Origin of the sequence: Enterobacter cloacae complex sp. P17RS (genome assembly GCF_014895885.1) — a bacterium.
In the GTDB taxonomy this organism is placed as follows: Bacteria; Pseudomonadota; Gammaproteobacteria; order Enterobacterales; family Enterobacteriaceae; genus Enterobacter; species Enterobacter bugandensis.
This window is the reverse complement of sequence record NZ_JADBQK010000003.1, coordinates 445,776-463,826: the sequence shown is the minus strand read 5'-3', so window position 1 is coordinate 463,826 and position 18,051 is coordinate 445,776. Positions and strand designations below refer to the sequence as shown.

The window sequence follows — 18,051 nt, the reverse complement described above, 5'->3', positions numbered from 1 at the left end:
AATACTCGCTACACAGCAGACCGTTTACTCCCTACGAATGTCCAACGCAGATAATCATAGAGCCAGTTAAAAAGCATCGTGTATGGCAGGAAAAACAGTACAAGGCCAATCTCAACAAAAAATGCCTCCGCGATCGTTAAATTCAGCATGAACATTGCCACAGGGATTAAGGAGATGATAAGGCCCGTTTCAAACCCAACTGCATGGATGGCGCGAACGAGAAACGTTCGTTGAAACTGATGTTTTTTCTGAAGGGAGTCAAAGAACTTATTGAAGAAAAAATTCCAGACCGTTGCGGTAAGTGCAGATATCACCGACAACGAACCCGACTGGAGTACCGAAACGTTCATCAGCCACGCAAGAGACAGAGCGATGATAACGTTGGCCGTCACTTCAAAAATGACAGCGTGGAAAATCCTTTCTTTGAAGCTTTTATTGAGTTCGATTTCCATAAGTCTACAGCAGCGGTGGTCAAAGCCAGGAGTATATCAAACGTCTTTTAACATTGGATAAACGTAGAGGTTGGGATTTCACAAGCTATCAATGAACCGGGGGAATCACGACCGTAGAAAGGCAGATTTTGACTGGCATTACATTGGTGCGCATAATGTATATTATGTTAAATAAGAATATTGCCGTGCCTCAGGAGGTATCCCTCCTCAGTCTTGAGGATTCACCGTTGGCCACGCAGTTTGTATGTAAAACCCACTGACGATTACGCCCATCTGTGAAAAAAACTCATAACACCATTCGATGGCGCATGCTGGTTCCCTTCATGTCAGTGCAATACCCTTTCACATACAGAATTGCTGGCAATAAAAGAAGGAACACAGAATGAAGTATGTGAATCTGGGTCGTAGCGGTTTGCAAGTCTCCCGTCTTTGTCTCGGTTGTATGAGCTATGGTGAACCTGAACGCTTGCCTCAACCCTGGTCCCTGGATGAAAAGGCGTCACGTCCGCTCATCCGTCAGGCGCTTGAAGCGGGCATTAATTTTTTTGATACCGCGAATATCTACTCGGGCGGAAGTTCTGAAGAGATCACTGGAAAAGCGCTGAGAGAAATGGCCAGACGCGATGAGATCGTTGTGGCGACAAAGACCTTCTTTCCGTGGCGCAACTCACCCAATACCGGGTTTCTTTCCCGCAAGGCCATTTTTCAGTCTATTGACGATAGCCTGATGCGCTTAGGCATGGATTACGTGGATCTCTTTCAGATTCACCGCTTTGACCACTCCACGCCTGTTGAAGAGACCATGGAGGCTCTGCATGACCTCGTTAAATCAGGAAAAGTACGTTACATCGGCGCATCATCTATGGAAGCCTGGCGCTTTGCAAAAATGCAGCATACGGCAGAGCGTAACGGCTGGACCCGATTTATTACGATGCAACCGCAATACAACCTGCTTTACCGGGAAGAAGAGCGCGAGATGCTGCCCCTGTGTGAAGACCAGGGCGTTGGTGTGATCCCCTGGAGTCCGATGGCACGCGGCAGGCTCACGCGCGACTGGAGTGTCACGTCCCGACGAACGCAAAACGATGCCTTTGCGTTAAAAATGTATGAGAACGCAGCCCTTCTGGATAAGCCCGTTATAGATGTTGTTGCCAGCATTGCTGAAAAGCACGATGTGCCAAGAGCCCATGTTGCAATTGCCTGGTTGCTATCAAAAACGGTCATTACAGCACCGATCATCGGCGCGACGAAACCAGAACATCTTTCCACGGCTATCAGCGCGCTGGACTTTTCACTTAGCGATGCCGAAATCATGGAACTCGAGGCACGCTATCTGCCGCACCCCGTCGACGGGATCATTCCCCCGCTTCCGGATGCGCCACCTTCACTCACGCCGCCTTCAGCAATACAGGACTGTTAATGCCCTACCCTGGCCCGGCGTTGGTTCGGGCCCGCTGTTGGTGACAATGAACAACTCGTGATGTCAGGGTCGGATCGCCAGACCGGGAGACTTTACCTACAGTCTCCCTGTGACAGTAAGTATAAAGGTGGCCATCACCGTTTAACTTTTATCAAACTGACTTTCGGTAAACGGATCTGCGCGACCACCCTGCAATGGGATCCTGGCAAGCGCTGCATCGATTTCGCGTAACTCGCTGTCCGTCAACCGGACTTGCGGTGCACCGCTATTTTCTATCAGGTGCGGATATTGCGTCGTACCCGGGATGGGGACAATCCATGGCCGTTGTGCCATCACCCATGCCAGCGCGAACTGAACCGGAGTGGTGTTTTTGCGGCGGGCCCACAATTGCGCAAATTCAAGCAGTACCATGTTTTTGGCCAGGGCATCGGGCTGGAAACGTGGCAGGTTATGCCGCCGATCTGTGCTGTCGAACCGCTGATCTGGATTGACTGCCCCGGCAAGGAAACTCCGGGCGGTCGGGCAGTAAGGTACAAAGCCGATACCCAGCTCTTCGAGCGTTGGAAATATCCGCGTCTCCGGTTCACGCCACCACATGGCATACTCACTCTGTACTGCAGTCACAGGGAGTACCGCATGTGCGCGGCGGATTGTCCTGGCACTCGCTTCCGACAACCCCCAGTGTTTCACTTTACCCTCCTGGATCAACGCCTTCACGGTTTCCGCCACATCCTCAATCGGCACATTCGGATCGGGGCGATGCTGATAAAGCAGATCGATATGGTCCGTTTTCAGACGCTTTAGCGAGCCCTCTACGGCACGGCGAATATGGTCAGGATGGCTGTTAAGGGAGGTTGGCTTCCCCTCCTCCACGCCGAAACCGAACTTAGTGGCAATCACCACACGATCGCGAACGGGGGCCAGTGCTTCCCCGACAAATTCTTCACTGAGATGGGGACCATACACCTCGGCAGTATCAAAGAACGTAATGCCTTGTTCGAAGGCGGCCCGGATGAGCGACACCATGGCTTTGCGATCGCGCGGACCACCGCCGTAATACCCCACCATAGGCAGACAGCCCAGTCCCATGCTGGAAACCTCCAGCGAGCCGAGTTTACGCGTGGTTAAGGTCTCCTTCTGGACGGGAACAGTATCCGAAGGGGCGTTCGACGAGTCCTGACCAGCCGGGTTCGCCATCACTGCACCGCTCCTGCCAAGGGTGGTAGCGGCCAACGCCAGACCGGCGCCGGCGATCAGAAAATTGCGACGATCCCGGGAAGCGGGTACGGAAGCAGAATGCTGGTCATGCATCATCTTGCTCATAAACTGGAACTCCCTATAGCGAAGAAAGGATTCATTAATTTGGTCATTACCAGGCATAAGCCTGGGGCGCTTCTCCCCCGGGGCCGGGCCAGATTTCGTCGAGACAGCTCATGGTGTCGTCTGATAGCGTGATTGTCGTTGCGTGAAGCGCCTGCTGGAGTTGTTCGACCGTACGAGGCCCGATAAGTGGAGCAGTAACCACAGGATTCTGCAGGAGCCAGGCAAGCGCCACATCGGAAGGGGTTTCGCCGAGGTCCTCACATAATCCTTCGTAGGCTTCCAGCTGCGGACGATACTGTTCGATTAGACGGGCAAACGCGGGCCTTGCACGGCGCCCGCTTGCCATCTTTTTCAGTACGCCGCCAAGCAACCCTCCGGCAAGTGGGCTCCAGGGAATCAGTCCCAGGCCAAAATGACGGCATGCGGGAATGACCTCCAGTTCAACGGTTCGGGCAGTCAGATTGTAGAGACTTTGCTCAGCAACCAGGCCCAGGGAATGACGGGCCGTGGCAACTGACTGCGCAGTCGCAATGTCCCAGCCTGCGAAATTGCTGCTACCGATATAAAGCACTTTTCCCTGCTGAACAAGGAGTTCCATGGCCTGCCAGACCTCTTCCCATGGTGTATAACGATCGATGTGATGCATCTGATAGACGTCAATATGGTCGGTCTTAAGCCGTCGCAAACTGTCCTCGCAGGCCTTGCGAATATGGTAAGCAGAAAGACGGCGATCGTTCGGACCCGGTCCCATAGGCTGATAGGCTTTCGTCGCCAGAACGATACGGTCACGGCGGCCACCCTGCTGGAGCCAGCGACCAATAATCTCTTCAGACAGCCCCGAACCTTGCTGGATATCGGGTGATTGCTCGGTGCCATACACGTCTGCGGTATCAATGAAATTGATACCCGCCTCAAGCGCTTCATCCAGAATGCGGGCGCTGGTTTTCTCGTCGGTGACGTCACCAAAATTCATGGTTCCGAGACAAAGGCGGCTGACTTTCAGGCCGGTGCGGCCAAGATGCGTATAGTTCATACACGGCTCCGTTAGGTGAATGTTCCGCCCTGACCGACGGGCAGAGCGCATAATTTTCAAGAATAACGAAGCACAATGTGTTCAGTGAGAGGCGATGGGTGGATGGACTTGTGAAAAAAATTCAGCAACGGATTAGCCCTGGTCGGTCTATGGTGTATATCATTTCCGTATCAACGCATTCGGCCTTAACGCACAAGGAAAACGATTCTGTATGCAAATAAGCAGAGCTGATGTCGCCGATCTCATTTATTTCATGGCTATTGCACGTCATCGCAGTTTCAGCCGTGCGGCGATTGAATTAGGTGTCAGTGCATCAGCGCTTAGTCATGCCCTGAAGGGACTGGAAACCCGGCTCGGGGTTCGCCTCCTTAATCGCACGACCAAGAGCGTTACCCCTACGGCTGCAGGTGAAGAACTGGTTCAGTCTGTCCTTCAGCCTTTCGACAAGATAGAAGGCGCGCTTGAATCGCTTAACCGGTATCGTAATACGCCTACCGGGCGTATCCGCATCAATGCAGCCGTTGAAGCGGCCAATCTTTTGCTTGCACCGGTTATGCCCGCGTTTATGGATCGCTATCCCGATATTGAAATCGATATTGTGGCCAGCAACCGTATGGTTGACGTCACTGATGCGGGCTTCGATGCCGGTATCCGCTATGGTGGCACCGTCCCGGAAGACATGGTTGCCCGGCGTTTATCTGCCGATATTCGCTGGGTTATCGCCGCATCCCCCGACTACCTTGAACGTTACGGAACGCCTGAACATCCGGATGATTTGTTACACCATCGCTGTATAAGCAATCGTCTCGGCGACGATCGGATTTATCGCTGGGAACTTGAGCGAGATGGCGAAACGTACCAAATCACTGTGCCTGGCTCAGTGACGGTCAACCAGGCTGAAACGGGTCTTGTGGCCGTATTAGGCGGGGCCGGCCTGATGTATTTTCCGGAGCCTCTTGTTGCACCCTATGTGAAGGATGGACGGCTCCGCCTGGTGCTTACGGAATGGTCCCCGCTGGAGGAAGGTTTTTATATCTATTATTCAAGCCGCCGGCAACTGCCAACCGGGCTTCGCCTTCTGATTGAGTTCATACAGGAGGCCAGGCCGCTGGGGTTGTGAAATAGCGCTTCCATACGGGACGATGCGTTATCGTCTTTATCGCCCCGTAGCGGATATCAGAAAATCAATCAGGGCCTTCACTCTTTTCGTTTTACCCGCGTTTTTGGGATAATAGAGATACACTGGCGGGTAGGTTTTCCAGTAGCTCTCCATCACGGGTATAAAGCGCTCCCTGTCCGGCTGTAACTGCCAGATGGGTTCAAACAAACGTCCAATTCCCAGGCCGTTACGGATCCCGTCTGCCATAACGTCAATATCGTTGCTGATTAACTGTCCGGGCATCTCAACCGTCAACTGCTCTCCGCGATCGTTCAGAATCAACGGAAGGATGCGGTTGTTAGTAATAAAACGGTAGCCAATGAGCTTGTGTTGACTGAGGTCAGCCGGCACCTCGGGCATTCCATGCTCGCTGATATAAGCTGAGGATGCATATAACCCTTCACGAAAGGGTTTCATTAACGGCCGCGCCACCACCCCACCTTCGAGGATATCGCCAAAACGGATCCCAAGATCAAAACGCTCTTCGATAACATTCACGGTACCGTCGTAAACCGAAATTTCAAGCTGTATACCCGGATATTGCTGACAGAATTTCGCCATTGCAGGCTTAAGAATTAACAGATAGGCAAAACGCGAGAGCGTGATTCGCACGATACCAGAGGGCTCCTGATTCTGGTCGCGAATGCTTTCAAGCGAATTTTCCAGCGACTCCACCGCCGCAGCGGTCTGTTCCAGCAACAGTTGCCCGGTTTCCGTCAGCTCAATACGGCGGGTCGTACGCACAAAAAGCGGATGGCCAATATGATCTTCCAGCAGCTTAAGCGCATTGCTGACGGAGGGAGGCGTAATTTCCAGTTTTCTTGCGGCTGCCGAAATATTGCCCTCACGTGCAATGCTCTGAAAGATCCGTATCTGGTTATACAGGGCGTTATTCATAATGTGTTCCTAAAGCAATCTCCGCCTGATTATTAAGTACAGTCTAAAGATGCTTAAGTCAATGCTCCTCTAATATTCGTGAAATTCACCTCTTATACTTTTATCTCTTTCTACAACGACCTGAGTTCAGGAGACTATGATGCGAATTTTATGTCTGGATATCCCCGCACCTGGAGCATCGCTGGAAAAATATGCTCCACACCTTAACGCTGAAGCGCTGCACGCCTGGGGATTGTATAAATCCGGCTTCATCCGCGACATCTACTTCCGTCAGGACAGACCTGGCGTCGCTATTTTTCTTGAATGTGACTCTGTCGATGAAGCGATGAACGTAATGGCCGAATTCCCGCTGGCAAAAGCAGGCTTATTAAGCTTTGAATGCATTCCGCTTGGCTCCTTTATTAACTGGGAAAATCTCTTTGCCGCTGAATTTAAAAATAAAGAGTGAGGCCCGATATGAAACCTGCAGATAAACCCGTGCTGTGTGTCGTTTCCAGCCATCCGATTAAAGGCGCATCCGGTGTACCAACCGGTTTTTTCCTGGCTGAGCTGACGCATCCGCTGAAAGTACTGGAAGATGCCGGACTAAAAACGACGATAGCCAGCATTCGCGGGGGACAGCCGCCGGTGGATGGATTTGACCTCAGTGACTCTGTCAACGCCTGGTTCTGGAACGAAACCGATTTTCAGCAGCGTCTGGCCACAACGCCTGCGTTATCTGAGCTGAACGGTTCCGATTACAGCGCCGTTTTCTTTGCGGGCGGGCATGGAACCATGTGGGATTTCCGCGACAGCCAGGATGCCCAGCGTATTATCCGCGAAGTGTATGAAAGTGATGGGATTGTCTCAGCCGTCTGCCACGGACCTGCGGCATTGGTTGACGCAAAGCTCAGCAGCGGCGAATACCTGGTGAAAGGCAAAAACGTGGCGGCCTTTACCAACAAGGAAGAGGAAGAAGTTCACACCACAGATGTGGTTCCCTACCTGCTTGAGACTGCACTCCGCGAGCATGGCGCGCTTCATCATGAAGCCCCGAACTGGTCTGAAAATGTGGTTACTGACGGTCGCCTTATCACGGGGCAGAATCCCGCTTCAGCGCACGGTGTCGGTGTGGCGCTGTTAAATGCCCTCCGCCAGCCAACTTAATTCATTCATCTGTCTTTCATCGTTACTCACCCTCTTTGGCCGGTTTACGTCAGCAACGTTCCGGCTTTTTTCAGGAGCTGAATATGAAAACTCTTCCTCCAGTCGCGCTCGGCACATGGTCCTGGGGCACAGGCTTTGCCGGTGGCGACACCGTCTTCGGCAATCATCTTTCTGATACTCAGATGGCAGACGTGTTCACCACGGCCATGAGTAAGGGTCTGAATCTCTGGGATACCGCAGCAGTATATGGCATGGGGAGTTCCGAGGCAGCGCTGGGAGCATTAGTCCGTCAGTTCCCCCGCGAGGATATGATTTTATCCACCAAATTCACGCCGCAGATTGCGAACGAACAGTCAGCACAGCCTGTCAGCGATATGCTTGAGGCCAGCCTCGGACGCCTGGGTGTGGACGCGATTGATATCTACTGGATCCACAATCCCCTCGACGTTGAGAAATGGACGCCAGGACTGATCCCACTTTTACAAAGCGGTAAGGTCAAACGCGTCGGGGTTTCCAACCACAATCTCGCACAAATCAGACGCGCCAACGAAATCCTTAACGCTTCCGGTTATTCCCTCAGTGCAGTACAGAATCACTACAGCCTGCTTTATCGCGCCTCTGAAGAGGCCGGGATCCTTGATTATTGCCGACAAAATAACATCACGTTCTTTGCTTACATGGTCCTGGAGCAAGGCGCGCTCAGTGGTCGTTATGATTCAAATCATCCCATGCCTGCCGGGAGTGGCCGGACCGAAAGTTATAACGCAGTACTGCCGCAGATAGAAAGATTAACCGCCGCCATGAAAAAAATGGGAGCCGAAAGGAATGCCAGCGTGGCACAGATAGCCATCGCATGGGCTATTGCAAAAGCTACCCTTCCCCTCGTTGGTGCGACTAAAGTCCATCACGTTCTGGACGCCGCCTGCGCTTCAGACATCCAGTTACGCGATGAGGAAATCATCCTGCTGGAACAACTCGCCACAGAGACCAGAGTGGATACACGAGGCGCCTGGGAAAAACCGATTGTGTAAACCCCATCCGGGACAGACTGTCATGAATGACATTCACGTATGGACAGTTCCGGGCGATCCTAATCTGCATCACTTTTACTGCTTTGTATGAAGGGTGAGAATATGAAAATCATTTGCCTCGAAGAACATTATCTCGACAGCGAGTTAGGGCGAGCGTGTATGCCTGTTGCGCTTGAGCAGGCACCTTTCCTTGGCGACTGGGGGAAAACCGTCGCTGATGGTCATAATCCTGACCGAAGCCGGCCGCAGATAGAAAAGAATGCTCTGATAAACGCGAAAGGCGCTGATTTGGAAAGCCGCCGCCTCAGGGATATGGATGAAGCTGGAATTACCCTGCAGATCCTCTCTGTGGGCGGATTTCCCCAGCTGGCACCTGGGGATGAAGCGGTAACATTAAATACGGCGGCAAACGACCGCCTTGCCGGGGCGGTAAGAAATCACCCGGATCGCTTCGCGGCATTTGCCACACTTCCCTGGGCACAGCCGGAAGAGGCTGAAAAAGAGCTTGCCCGCGCAGTTGAAAAACTGGGGTTTAAGGGGGCACTTCTGAATGGCCGACCCTCTTCATGCTTTCTCGATCATCCTGACTATGACTCCCTGCTTTCCCGCTTTAATAAACTGAATGTGCCACTCTATCTTCATCCCGGATTACCGGTTAAAAGCGTGCAACAGGCCTACTTCACGGGCTTCAGCGCAGAGGTCAACGCCCGGCTCTCTATGTTTGGCTGGGGCTGGCATCACGAAGCCGGGATCCATTTGTTACGGCTGATGTTATCGGGCGCATTTGATAAATATCCCCACCTGCAGGTAATCAGTGGCCACTGGGGGGAGATGCTGCCCTTCTGGCTGCAGCGTCTTGATGACAGCCTTCCGCTGGCTGCAACGGGTCTGTCACGCACGCTAACGAGAACCTTCCAGGAACACGTTTACGTTACCCCGTCAGGTATGCTGACACTGCCGCACTTCCAGTTTATCTACGCGTTAATGGGGGCAGACAGGATCCTGTTCTCCGTTGATTACCCCTATCAGACCCTGGACGGTGTAAAAACATTTATCGACAGTCTGCCCGTCAACAAGGCTGAAAAAGAGGCCATCGCGTTTCGCAATGCAGAACGTTTACTGGGCATCATGGCGTAGTTCACGGGTTCATTATGACCGGGCACAATGAGAACAGTCGACCATTATTAGTTTTTGTCTAAAAGTGAATGAGCCTTTACTGCTCTAAAAAAAATAATGGTGTCACTCTATACTGGGTTAAAAATTCACCAGCCTCTTTAACGTATTGAAATGAAAAATATCCTTGTTATTTCAGGTCATCCTGAGCTGAACCATTCCGTCGCCAACGCCACTATCCTTGATGAAGTGGCGACCGCCCTTCCCGATGCTGAAATTCGTCGTCTGGACTGGCTCTATCCGGACGGCAAATTCAATATCGCTGCGGAGCAGGAAAGCCTGCTCAGGGCCGATGTGATTGTCTGGCAGTTTCCTTTTTCCTGGTATGGGCTGCCCGGGTTAATGAAACAATGGCTGGACGAGGTCTTTGTCCACGGCTTCGCGCATGGCTCAACGGCGAAACTGGGCGGTAAAAAGCTGCTCCTCTCCTTCACTACAGGGGCGCCACAGGCGCTCTATACCGCTGACGGTTTCTTTGGCCATGCCATTGAAGAGTATCTTATTCCGTTCGAGACCACGGCAAGACTGTGCAATCTTGAGCTGCTGGCGCCGGTTTATACCTGCGGTATCAGCTATGCCGACCGGGATGTCGACAAAATCGCGCAGCAAAAAACGCTTGCCCGGGAACACGCTTCAAGGCTTGTCGATCTGCTCAATTCCGTCGTGAATAATCCAGAGGGAGAATAACGATGCAGTATACCCGGCTCGGTAAAAGTGACTTACTGGTCTCCCGCATCTGTATGGGATGTATGGGGTTTGGCGACCCGTTAACGGGCCAGCATCGCTGGACGCTGGACGAAACAGCAAGCCGGGACATCATCCGCTACGGTCTCGAAAAGGGTATCAATTTTTACGATACCGCCATCGCCTATCAGAACGGCTCCAGCGAGCGATACGTTGGCCGGGCGCTGCGGGAGATGGCAAAACGCGAGGACGTGGTGCTGGCCACCAAGTTTCTGCCACGAACCGCCGCGCAAATTGCCGCGGGGATCGGCGGAAAAGAGGCAATAGCCCGATCGCTCGACCAGAGCCTGCAGAATCTTGGGATGGACTACATCGACCTCTACATCTACCACATCTGGGATTACAACACGCCAGTTATTGAGGTGCTTGAAGCGCTGCATGCCGCCGTTACTGCGGGCAAAGTGCGCGCTATTGGTATTTCCAATTGCTATGCCTGGCAGCTGGCGAAAGCGAACGCGCTTGCCGAACGCGAAGGGCTGACGCCCTTTGTTTCCGTGCAAAGCCACTACAACCTGATTATGCGTGAAGATGAACGAGAGCTCTTCGGTCTGTGCGCTGAAGATGATATCGCCATGACCCCCTATAGCGCGCTGGCCAGCGGTCGTCTCGCCCGGAAAGAAGGCCACACGCGGCGAGCCACGGAGGATGATTATGCGCGCGGGAAATATGACAGCACGGCTGAACAGGATCGGATCATTATCGAGCGCGTCACCGAACTTGCTGAACGACATCAGGTGTCCATGACGGAAATCTCACTCGCCTGGCTGCTGACAAAGGTCACGTCACCTGTCGTAGGGGCCACAAAAAAAGATCACGTTGATGGCGCGGTAAACGCCGTAAATCTTCAACTGAGCCCAGAAGACATCCAGTTTCTTGAAGAAACCTACCAGCCGCACGTTCTGACGGGGATTATGGCGCAAAACACGCCGCAAACGAAAGACGTTAAGCAGGTCTGGACGCGGTAGCAAACAGTCATTTCAGTAAAAGGATCAACGTGAAAAAGCCCCTTATGCTTTTAATTTGCATGCTAATAAGCAGCTCTGTCTTTGCAACAAAACCGGACGCGCCGGATAAGGTAGTGATGAATATCTTTGAGCTCGGCGTCAGACCCGATCGGGACAAAGTTTTTGCAGACGTAGCCAGACAGACGATTTCCGCTTCGGTTGATCATGAAGCAGGTACGCTGGCGATGTACGCCCTGCACCGCAGCGACAATCCACGTAAGGCATTCATGGTCGAACTCTATGAAAACGAGAGTGCTTACCGCAAACATCTGAATGCCGAACCATACAAGGCATTCGCTGCCCGGGCACCTGACATTATCGATCGGAAAAATAAAATCACTCTGGAGCCCCAATTTCTGGGGGACAAACACATCATACCGAATGAGCGAACCATTAATAATCTGGTGATCGTCGAGGTAAAGCCTGAATTTCAGACCGAATTTAAAAACATCGTCCTTCCTGAAATGGCCGAGTCGCTCAAAGTAGAGAAAGGCGTGTTAGCCATGTATGCCGCTACAGACTCACAGAGTCCGAACCGCTGGTATTTCTATGAGATTTACGCCAGTGAGGAGGATTATCAACTGCACCGACAAACGCCGCACTTCCTGGACTATCTCAGGCAAACGGCGCATATGAGCGCCAGGAAGGACGCTATCCCGGTAAAACCGGTATTTCTTCGTAACAAAGGCGGAATCAAACAGGATCCGCACCGTTGACCAGTGAGGATTAACATGAAAAGCGTAATTGCAGCGGCGGCCATGTCGCTTGTTATTTCTGATTTTGCTAATGCTGAGGAAACAAGAGGTAAAGCTATGATGAAAATTGAACCTTCAGCGATTCCTGAAGCTGATATTCGTTCTGTCTCACCGGCTCTTGCGCGCTTTGGTCGAGAAGCGATTACTGAAGATCTGTGGACACGCGATGCCCTCTCGCCCAGAGATCGTAGTATGGTGACCGTCGCCATGCTGATTGCCCGTAACCAGCCTGCCGAGCTTAAGCACTACATTGACGTCGCTCTCGATAGCGGCGTTACGCCAGCGGAATTATCAGAAATCATTACCCATCTGGCGTTCTACTCAGGTTGGCCAAATGCAATGTCAGCCATCAGCGTGACCAAAGCAGTATTTGAAACTCGTGGCGTCACGGCAGATGCACTTCCTGAAGCTTCTCCGGACCTGCTTCCTCTCAATCAGGAAGCAGAAAAGCAGCGTTCAGAGACAGTGGAAAAAAATGTAGGCCCAATATCTCCAGGCCTGGTTAAATTTACTGCTGACCCCCTGTTCCTGGATCTCTGGCAAAGACCCGCGCTGAAACCCCGCGACAGAAGCCTGATTACGGTCAGCGCGTTAATCGCATCTGGACAGAGTGCGCAGATTGGCTATCACCTCAACAGAGCGATGGATAATGGACTTTCTGCTGAGGAAGCTGGGGAGATCGTTACCCAAGCCGCGTTTTACGCTGGCTGGCCAAACGCATTTACCGCTGCTCCTGTTGTCGGAGAGGTATTAAGCAATCGCTCATCGAGTAAAAGGTAATATTACTGAACACTAAAACCTGACGCACATCACAAAATTAGAACGAACGTTCGCGTGGAATCGGATGCGGTATCGACGCGCTTCATTCTCTCCGTGCCGAAAAAAGTGGCCTGAGCCGTCAGCGTACAGCGCGGCACACCTCCAGCACCTTTTCCCTGAGCCAGCGATGCGCCGGGTCCTTTTCCATGCGCGGATGCCACATCTGTGACACCGTAATGCTCCGGGTTTTAAACGGCAGTTCAAAGACGTGCACGCGCTCGGTCATCGGCTGATTGAGCAGATAGAGCGCCGGCACCATGGCAACGAGATCGGAGACCATCGCCACCGATAACGCCGTCGGGAACCCTGGCACCACGCTGGCAATTTTGCGCTTCATCCCGCGCTCCGCCAGCGCCTCATCGACAAATCCGTGTAACGAGCCGTCGGGCGAGGCCACCACGTGCCCCCAGGCGACATAATCCTCCAGGCTGACTGACGACAGCGAGGCCAGCGGATGCCCCTGGCGCACCGCGCCAACAAACCGGTCCTGAAAGAGCCGTTGCAGACGAATTTCAGGACCCATATTGCTCTGCACGCCGATCTCCAGGTCAACCAGCCCCTCTCGCAGATAGCGCGACGTTTTCTCAGGTTTCGGCGAAAAGCGAATGCAGACGTCGGGCGCCACCGCCGCCACTGCGGCAATGAGCAGTGGCCCAAACGCCACCACAAAGCCGTCGTTGGCTCGGATGGTGAACAGGCGCTCCATACGCTCAACATTCAGCGTTTCCGTGGAGGGTTGCAGTACTGCCCTTGCCTCATGCACGGCGCTTCTGGCCCGATCCCGGGTGGCTTCGGCCCAGGGCGTCAGCACCATCTGCCGACCGGCCCGCACCAGGATAGGATCGCCTGTCACCTCCCGCAGCCTGCTCAGGGTACGGCTCATGGCGGAGGTGCTCAGGTTTAAGCGCCGCGCCGCGCCAGCCACGCTGGCTTCGGCCAGCAGAACGTCGAGCGCAACCAGAAGGTTAAAGTCAGGATCGGACACGATGGCTCCTCAGATAAGGCGTTATATGCAACGATAAAGTGCAAGCGCTGCGTCTTCCGCCCTGTATACCCCATGATTATAGTTTCGTCATCACTATTCTTATGCGGAGTAACGACGATGACGCTCTTTTCAAACCAGCCCGGCGATGAAGGCTTACCCGGTCATGAACGCGCCCGGGTGATGGCCGCCGTCATGACCACCACGCTGATGGGCGTCTTTGACGGCACCATGATCAACATCGCGCTGCCCTCCATGGCAAGGGCGATGCAGGTCCCCGCGAACGTTGCGGTGTGGTTTGCCAACGGTTATCTACTATCGGCGGCAATGACGCTGGCCATCTTCGCGGCGCTGGCGGCGCGCGTGGGCTTTCGACCGGTTTTTCTTGCCGGGCTTGCCACCTTTACGTTCACCTCGCTCGGCTGCGCGCTGGCGAAAACGCCCGACATGCTGATCGGGATGCGTATTCTGCAGGGAATCGGCGGCGCGGCTACCCTGAGTATCGCCCCGGCGATCCTGCGTTCCGTTTTTCCGGGTCGACTGCTAGGCCGCATTCTGGGGCTGCACGCCCTGCTTATCGCCGCCAGCACGGCAATTGCCCCTGTGCTGGGCGGGACGATACTGGACGCGCTGAGCTGGCAGTGGCTGTTCGCCATTAACCTTGTTCCGGGCAGTATTGCCCTGTTGCTGGCATGGCGGGCGTTGCCGCGCCAGTCGGACGTTGACCGCTCCCCCTTTGATGCGCCGGGCGCCGCGCTCTCCGCCGTGCTGTTAGGTTCTGCAATCATGCTGGCCGACAGCCTTCAGCACATAACGCAAGGCATTAACCCGGCAGCCGCAGGCTGGGGGCTTCTCACGCTGGTCAGCGCTATCGCCTTCGTCTGGCGTATTCGGCGCGCGCGCAGTCCCATACTGCCGCCCGTTATGTTCAGAAACGGACGCTTCACCCTCGCCGCCCTGACCTCGCTGGCCTCGTTTGTCAGCCAGGGCATCACCTTTGTCGCGCTGCCGTTCCTGTTTCAGAGCGTGTATGGCTACAGCCCGGTGGTTTCGGCGCTGCTGTTCACCCCGTGGCCAATGGGCATCGTGCTGATCGCACCGCATGCGGGGCGCTGGGCAGATACCCTTTCCGCGCCGCTGATCTCGACTATCGGCCTGATGATTTTTGTCGGTGGGCTGGTCCTGCTGGCGACGTTGCCGGAAAACCCGTCCGCATGGAATATCTGCCTGCGCAGTCTGGTTTGCGGGATTGGGTTTGGCTGCTTCCAGAGCCCCAATAACCGGGAGATGCTCGCTAACGTGACGCGGGAATATGCCAGCTATGCCTCAGGGGTGTTGTCTATCGTCAGGACGTTCGGGCAATGTCTGGGGGCCGCCGCGGTGGGGGTGCTGCTTGCGACGACCGGATCAGACCACGATCGGGCCGTGCATCTGGCACTGTGGATCGCCGTCATCGCCTCAACAGGATCGGTTTTGTTTAGCCTGAGCAGGCTGCGCCCTGGGGTGCGGGCATCAGCGTAACGCTGTGCAGCGCCTCTCGGCGCTGCTTGTTTATAACAACTACGCTGTAGGACGTTCGTTCCACGCATCAGTGTACTGTATATTTCCGTCCAGAATTTTCCATGTGATTTTTGCATATCGTAAAGATACATTTTCCATGTGACCAGTACCGGGACAATCTCTTGTATCATGCATTATTGGAGTTATTGAAATGACTTTCACGCCTTCCATCAGGATGTTGAAGTATTCCACTTCCTGACCAGCATCATTGATGTGATAGAACTTTAATTCGGCACTTTGAAGCGTCTGACCTGTAGCCACTGCTTTGTATAGATAGGGTGAAGATGAGTCAATTGCCTTTGTTAAACTGAAGGCTGAATGTTGCCTTGTACCTGTAAGTTTACCTGTTGCCTCATCTGTTGGAATGCTCAGGTTATGGATCAGATCTCTAAGCTCTATGCTTCCTTCACGGTTTGCAACATCAGAACCACCACGGATCATTGCTCCGCCATCGTCTTTCAAAAAGAGGTGTACTGGTACAGCCATTTTTAAAACTCCTTATGTTAATTAATTTCTTATTCCATTGGCTATGAGATTAATTACAGGCATGATCGCTACACCATCGGCATAGAACAGATCAGAATTAGTGAATGAATAAACCTTGCCCGTGATTTTTACATTTACCGTGTTCCCATAAGCTGAAGCTGTGACATTGCTTGTATCGGCTTCCAGGAAGGGTGATCGTTCTTCAAGGGCTTTCATAATGTTCCCGCTGTTGTCTTTATCTAAATAGAAGCGGTAAACATCCGACACCGTAGCGTCTCCATCATCATACTTAGTTATGTACAGTGTGACGGTATCAGAGAGTTTCTGTTTGCTGACAAAGCTATCGTGAGGAGATGCATTAAAATAGTATTGATATGTCAGAAACCCACAAACAACGAGCAACAGAATCGTTGTGAGTAAGCAATGGAGCCGTTTAATAACCGTATTTCTTTGCATATTCTATACCTTGCCTTATCCAAAACTGATCGTGTGGATCATCCCCATAAGGCGGTTTTTGATACCAGTGCCCCCATTTCTTTTTGGAGGTTTTAGCTTTTTCCTGCGCCCATCCAGCACCCATCAATAGCGTTTCTGATGGTATCCCGGCAGCATAGCCAGCCGAACCATAATTGAAGTTCCCAAAATTTGCTAACTCCGGGTGTCCTTGCTTGTAATCCCACGGTCCCTTATTTCTTACTTTTTGATAAAACCAAAGATAGGTTGTAGGGATAGCCATGTTTCTGCTCATACCATGCGCTCTTGCAATCCTCATGTTTGCCAACACAAGAGCGATTCCTTCTTTGGGTAACAAAGGTATAACAGCCATATTAACCACCTATTTCATGTGGGTATATGGCCGCATATCGTACACCTTTGCGATGGTAAAAAAGATATCTGTTTACAGAGAAATGACGGAAAAATATCCGACTAAGGTATTGACCGCATTAAAAATCAAAAAAATTAAGGCGGCGCTACGCTTGCGCGGGCCTACAGGAATTGTGCATTTCACAATGTAGGGCAAATAAGCGCAGCGCCACCCGGCAGGAAAGACGGCGTATTTGTTTATTCCAGCGCCAGTAGCGCAAAGCTCGCCAGCCAGTGCCCGCCGCTGTAGTGGCTGCCCACTACGTGCCCGACGCTTGCCGCCAGGTGTTTTGCCACGGCATCACGCAAGGCCTGCTGGGCCGGGTGGTTTACCGGAAGCGCCCTGGCAATATGCTTCATACACCAGGCGCGGCTGAGGTTTAACCCATCCAGATGGGCAATTTTCGGGTCGGTACGGTCGCTCACTTGCGCCGGGTTCATCAGCGCCGCAATGGAGCCGATATCCGGCAGAAACGCGTCAAACCAGGCCGGGAAATTCTCTGCGACCTTGCTCATCAGCAGCGCTTCCGTCAGCGCACCAGAGATGTACTCATCGCCACCCGGCTCGTAATGGGCCGGGTAGCGCGTGTCGGCGAGATAAAACCGCTCCGCCGCCGTCACAATCGCCTGCTCAAGCGCGCTATCTTCCACGGCTCGGGCGTAGTCCAGCCCCAGCGCGAGGGCAAACGCCGTGTTGTAGTGCGTTCCGACGCGGATCGGATAGGTTAGCTTGCTGAGGTAACCCACCAGTCGGTTGCGAATATCCTGGGTGAGCGGCTCCAGCGTCTGGTACCAGCCTGCGGCCTGCGGCAGCGACGATTGTTTCAGTTCCTGGGCCAGCGCCAGCAGCCATCCGTAGCCATACGGCCGCTCAAACGAGGCGCGGAACGGCGCGGTGAAATAGTCTAGCTCCTTCGCCACGTTCTCGTCGGTCAGGTGCTCGTCGAAAAGCGCGACGATGTCATTCCGACACGGTAGATCAGGATAGAGGCGCACGCAGCGCAGCAGCAGCCAGTAGCCGTGCACCGCCGAGTGCCAGTCGAAACAGCCGTAGAAAATCGGGTGCAGCTCGCGAGGCGGCAGAACGTCACCGTCATCATTCAGCAGATGCATGATGTGGTTCGGGTATTCCTGGCGCAAATAGGTCAAAGGCATGCGGGCAAACGCGTCAGCCTGATGTTGCGTCAATTCCATAACAGCTCC

The 18,051-nt window shown here is 53.3% G+C and carries 20 protein-coding genes; 11 read left to right on the top strand and 9 right to left on the bottom strand.

The annotated features are described in order from the left end of the window. Nucleotides 1–8 precede the first annotated feature (8 nt). A complete protein-coding gene (locus tag IM265_RS03130; RefSeq protein WP_193030639.1) occupies nucleotides 9–452 on the bottom strand; it encodes a PACE efflux transporter in 444 nt (147 codons plus the stop codon). Between the two features lie 382 nt (nucleotides 453–834). Here IM265_RS03130 and IM265_RS03125 point away from each other — a divergent pair, with 382 nt between their 5' ends. Beyond that, the gene (locus tag IM265_RS03125) at nucleotides 835–1,872 is read left to right on the top strand and encodes an aldo/keto reductase (RefSeq protein ID WP_193030641.1); all 1,038 of its coding nucleotides are present in this window, start codon (nucleotides 835–837) and stop codon (nucleotides 1,870–1,872) included. A gap of 141 nt (nucleotides 1,873–2,013) precedes the next feature. On the opposite strand, the gene IM265_RS03120 is transcribed toward IM265_RS03125, so the two are convergent. Beyond that, the gene (locus IM265_RS03120; protein ID WP_193030643.1) at nucleotides 2,014–3,195 is read right to left on the bottom strand and encodes an aldo/keto reductase; all 1,182 of its coding nucleotides are present in this window, start codon (nucleotides 3,193–3,195) and stop codon (nucleotides 2,014–2,016) included. Between the two features lie 46 nt (nucleotides 3,196–3,241). Beyond that, complete coding sequence (locus IM265_RS03115; protein ID WP_192971075.1) at nucleotides 3,242–4,228, bottom strand: aldo/keto reductase; 987 nt, start codon at nucleotides 4,226–4,228, stop codon at nucleotides 3,242–3,244. A 211-nt stretch (nucleotides 4,229–4,439) separates the two neighbouring features. On the opposite strand from IM265_RS03115, the gene IM265_RS03110 reads away from it, so the two are divergent. Continuing rightward, nucleotides 4,440–5,348, top strand: coding sequence for a LysR family transcriptional regulator (locus tag IM265_RS03110; RefSeq protein WP_014831948.1), 909 nt, complete (start codon nucleotides 4,440–4,442; stop codon nucleotides 5,346–5,348). A 36-nt stretch (nucleotides 5,349–5,384) separates the two neighbouring features. Here the strand turns inward: IM265_RS03110 and IM265_RS03105 are convergent, their stop codons facing one another. Then, nucleotides 5,385–6,284, bottom strand: a complete 900-nt coding sequence (locus IM265_RS03105; protein ID WP_193030645.1) for a LysR family transcriptional regulator — start codon at nucleotides 6,282–6,284, stop codon at nucleotides 5,385–5,387. A gap of 139 nt (nucleotides 6,285–6,423) precedes the next feature. On the opposite strand from IM265_RS03105, the gene IM265_RS03100 reads away from it, so the two are divergent. The 8 genes from IM265_RS03100 (at nucleotide 6,424) to IM265_RS03065 (ending at nucleotide 12,917) form a co-directional block, all read left to right on the top strand. Then, nucleotides 6,424–6,732 (top strand): hypothetical protein, encoded by a 309-nt coding sequence (locus IM265_RS03100; protein WP_014831950.1) that lies wholly within the window; start codon nucleotides 6,424–6,426, stop codon nucleotides 6,730–6,732. Nucleotides 6,733–6,740: 8 nt separating this feature from the next. Continuing rightward, entirely contained in the window at nucleotides 6,741–7,430 is a 690-nt protein-coding gene (locus tag IM265_RS03095; RefSeq protein WP_193030647.1) for a type 1 glutamine amidotransferase domain-containing protein, read from the top strand. 83 nt (nucleotides 7,431–7,513) lie between these two features. After that, entirely contained in the window at nucleotides 7,514–8,461 is a 948-nt protein-coding gene (locus tag IM265_RS03090) for an aldo/keto reductase (protein WP_193030649.1), read from the top strand. A gap of 102 nt (nucleotides 8,462–8,563) precedes the next feature. After that, the gene (locus tag IM265_RS03085) at nucleotides 8,564–9,598 is read left to right on the top strand and encodes an amidohydrolase family protein (RefSeq protein WP_063154092.1); all 1,035 of its coding nucleotides are present in this window, start codon (nucleotides 8,564–8,566) and stop codon (nucleotides 9,596–9,598) included. 150 nt (nucleotides 9,599–9,748) lie between these two features. Continuing rightward, on the top strand, nucleotides 9,749–10,321 hold the full coding sequence (locus IM265_RS03080; protein ID WP_193030651.1) for an NAD(P)H-dependent oxidoreductase: 573 nt from the start codon (nucleotides 9,749–9,751) through the stop codon (nucleotides 10,319–10,321). Nucleotides 10,322–10,323: 2 nt separating this feature from the next. Next, nucleotides 10,324–11,343 (top strand): aldo/keto reductase, encoded by a 1,020-nt coding sequence (locus IM265_RS03075; protein ID WP_193030653.1) that lies wholly within the window; start codon nucleotides 10,324–10,326, stop codon nucleotides 11,341–11,343. A 59-nt stretch (nucleotides 11,344–11,402) separates the two neighbouring features. Beyond that, a complete protein-coding gene (locus tag IM265_RS03070) occupies nucleotides 11,403–12,098 on the top strand; it encodes a putative quinol monooxygenase (protein ID WP_193030845.1) in 696 nt (231 codons plus the stop codon). A 15-nt stretch (nucleotides 12,099–12,113) separates the two neighbouring features. Further along, a complete protein-coding gene (locus tag IM265_RS03065) occupies nucleotides 12,114–12,917 on the top strand; it encodes a carboxymuconolactone decarboxylase family protein (RefSeq protein ID WP_063154097.1) in 804 nt (267 codons plus the stop codon). Between the two features lie 118 nt (nucleotides 12,918–13,035). On the opposite strand, the gene IM265_RS03060 is transcribed toward IM265_RS03065, so the two are convergent. Further along, nucleotides 13,036–13,941, bottom strand: coding sequence for a LysR family transcriptional regulator (locus IM265_RS03060; RefSeq protein WP_045260531.1), 906 nt, complete (start codon nucleotides 13,939–13,941; stop codon nucleotides 13,036–13,038). Between the two features lie 117 nt (nucleotides 13,942–14,058). Here IM265_RS03060 and IM265_RS03055 point away from each other — a divergent pair, with 117 nt between their 5' ends. Next, entirely contained in the window at nucleotides 14,059–15,459 is a 1,401-nt protein-coding gene (locus IM265_RS03055) for an MFS transporter (RefSeq protein ID WP_193030655.1), read from the top strand. A 39-nt stretch (nucleotides 15,460–15,498) separates the two neighbouring features. Here IM265_RS03055 and IM265_RS03050 read toward each other — a convergent pair whose 3' ends face one another. The 4 genes from IM265_RS03050 to IM265_RS03035 all read right to left on the bottom strand — a co-directional run bounded on the left by IM265_RS03050 (nucleotide 15,499) and on the right by IM265_RS03035 (nucleotide 18,042). After that, nucleotides 15,499–15,984 carry a type VI secretion system tube protein TssD gene (locus IM265_RS03050; protein WP_048999579.1) on the bottom strand — a complete coding sequence of 162 codons (486 nt, stop codon included), beginning with the start codon at nucleotides 15,982–15,984 and terminating at the stop codon, nucleotides 15,499–15,501. 21 nt (nucleotides 15,985–16,005) lie between these two features. Continuing rightward, on the bottom strand, nucleotides 16,006–16,440 hold the full coding sequence (locus IM265_RS03045) for a hypothetical protein (protein WP_048958788.1): 435 nt from the start codon (nucleotides 16,438–16,440) through the stop codon (nucleotides 16,006–16,008). Continuing rightward, a complete protein-coding gene (locus IM265_RS03040; RefSeq protein ID WP_193030657.1) occupies nucleotides 16,418–16,810 on the bottom strand; it encodes a polymorphic toxin type 44 domain-containing protein in 393 nt (130 codons plus the stop codon). Before IM265_RS03040 ends, IM265_RS03045 begins: the two co-directional genes overlap by 23 nt. A 236-nt stretch (nucleotides 16,811–17,046) precedes the next feature. Then, nucleotides 17,047–18,042 (bottom strand): DUF2891 domain-containing protein, encoded by a 996-nt coding sequence (locus tag IM265_RS03035; RefSeq protein ID WP_088205453.1) that lies wholly within the window; start codon nucleotides 18,040–18,042, stop codon nucleotides 17,047–17,049. Nucleotides 18,043–18,051 lie beyond the last annotated feature (9 nt).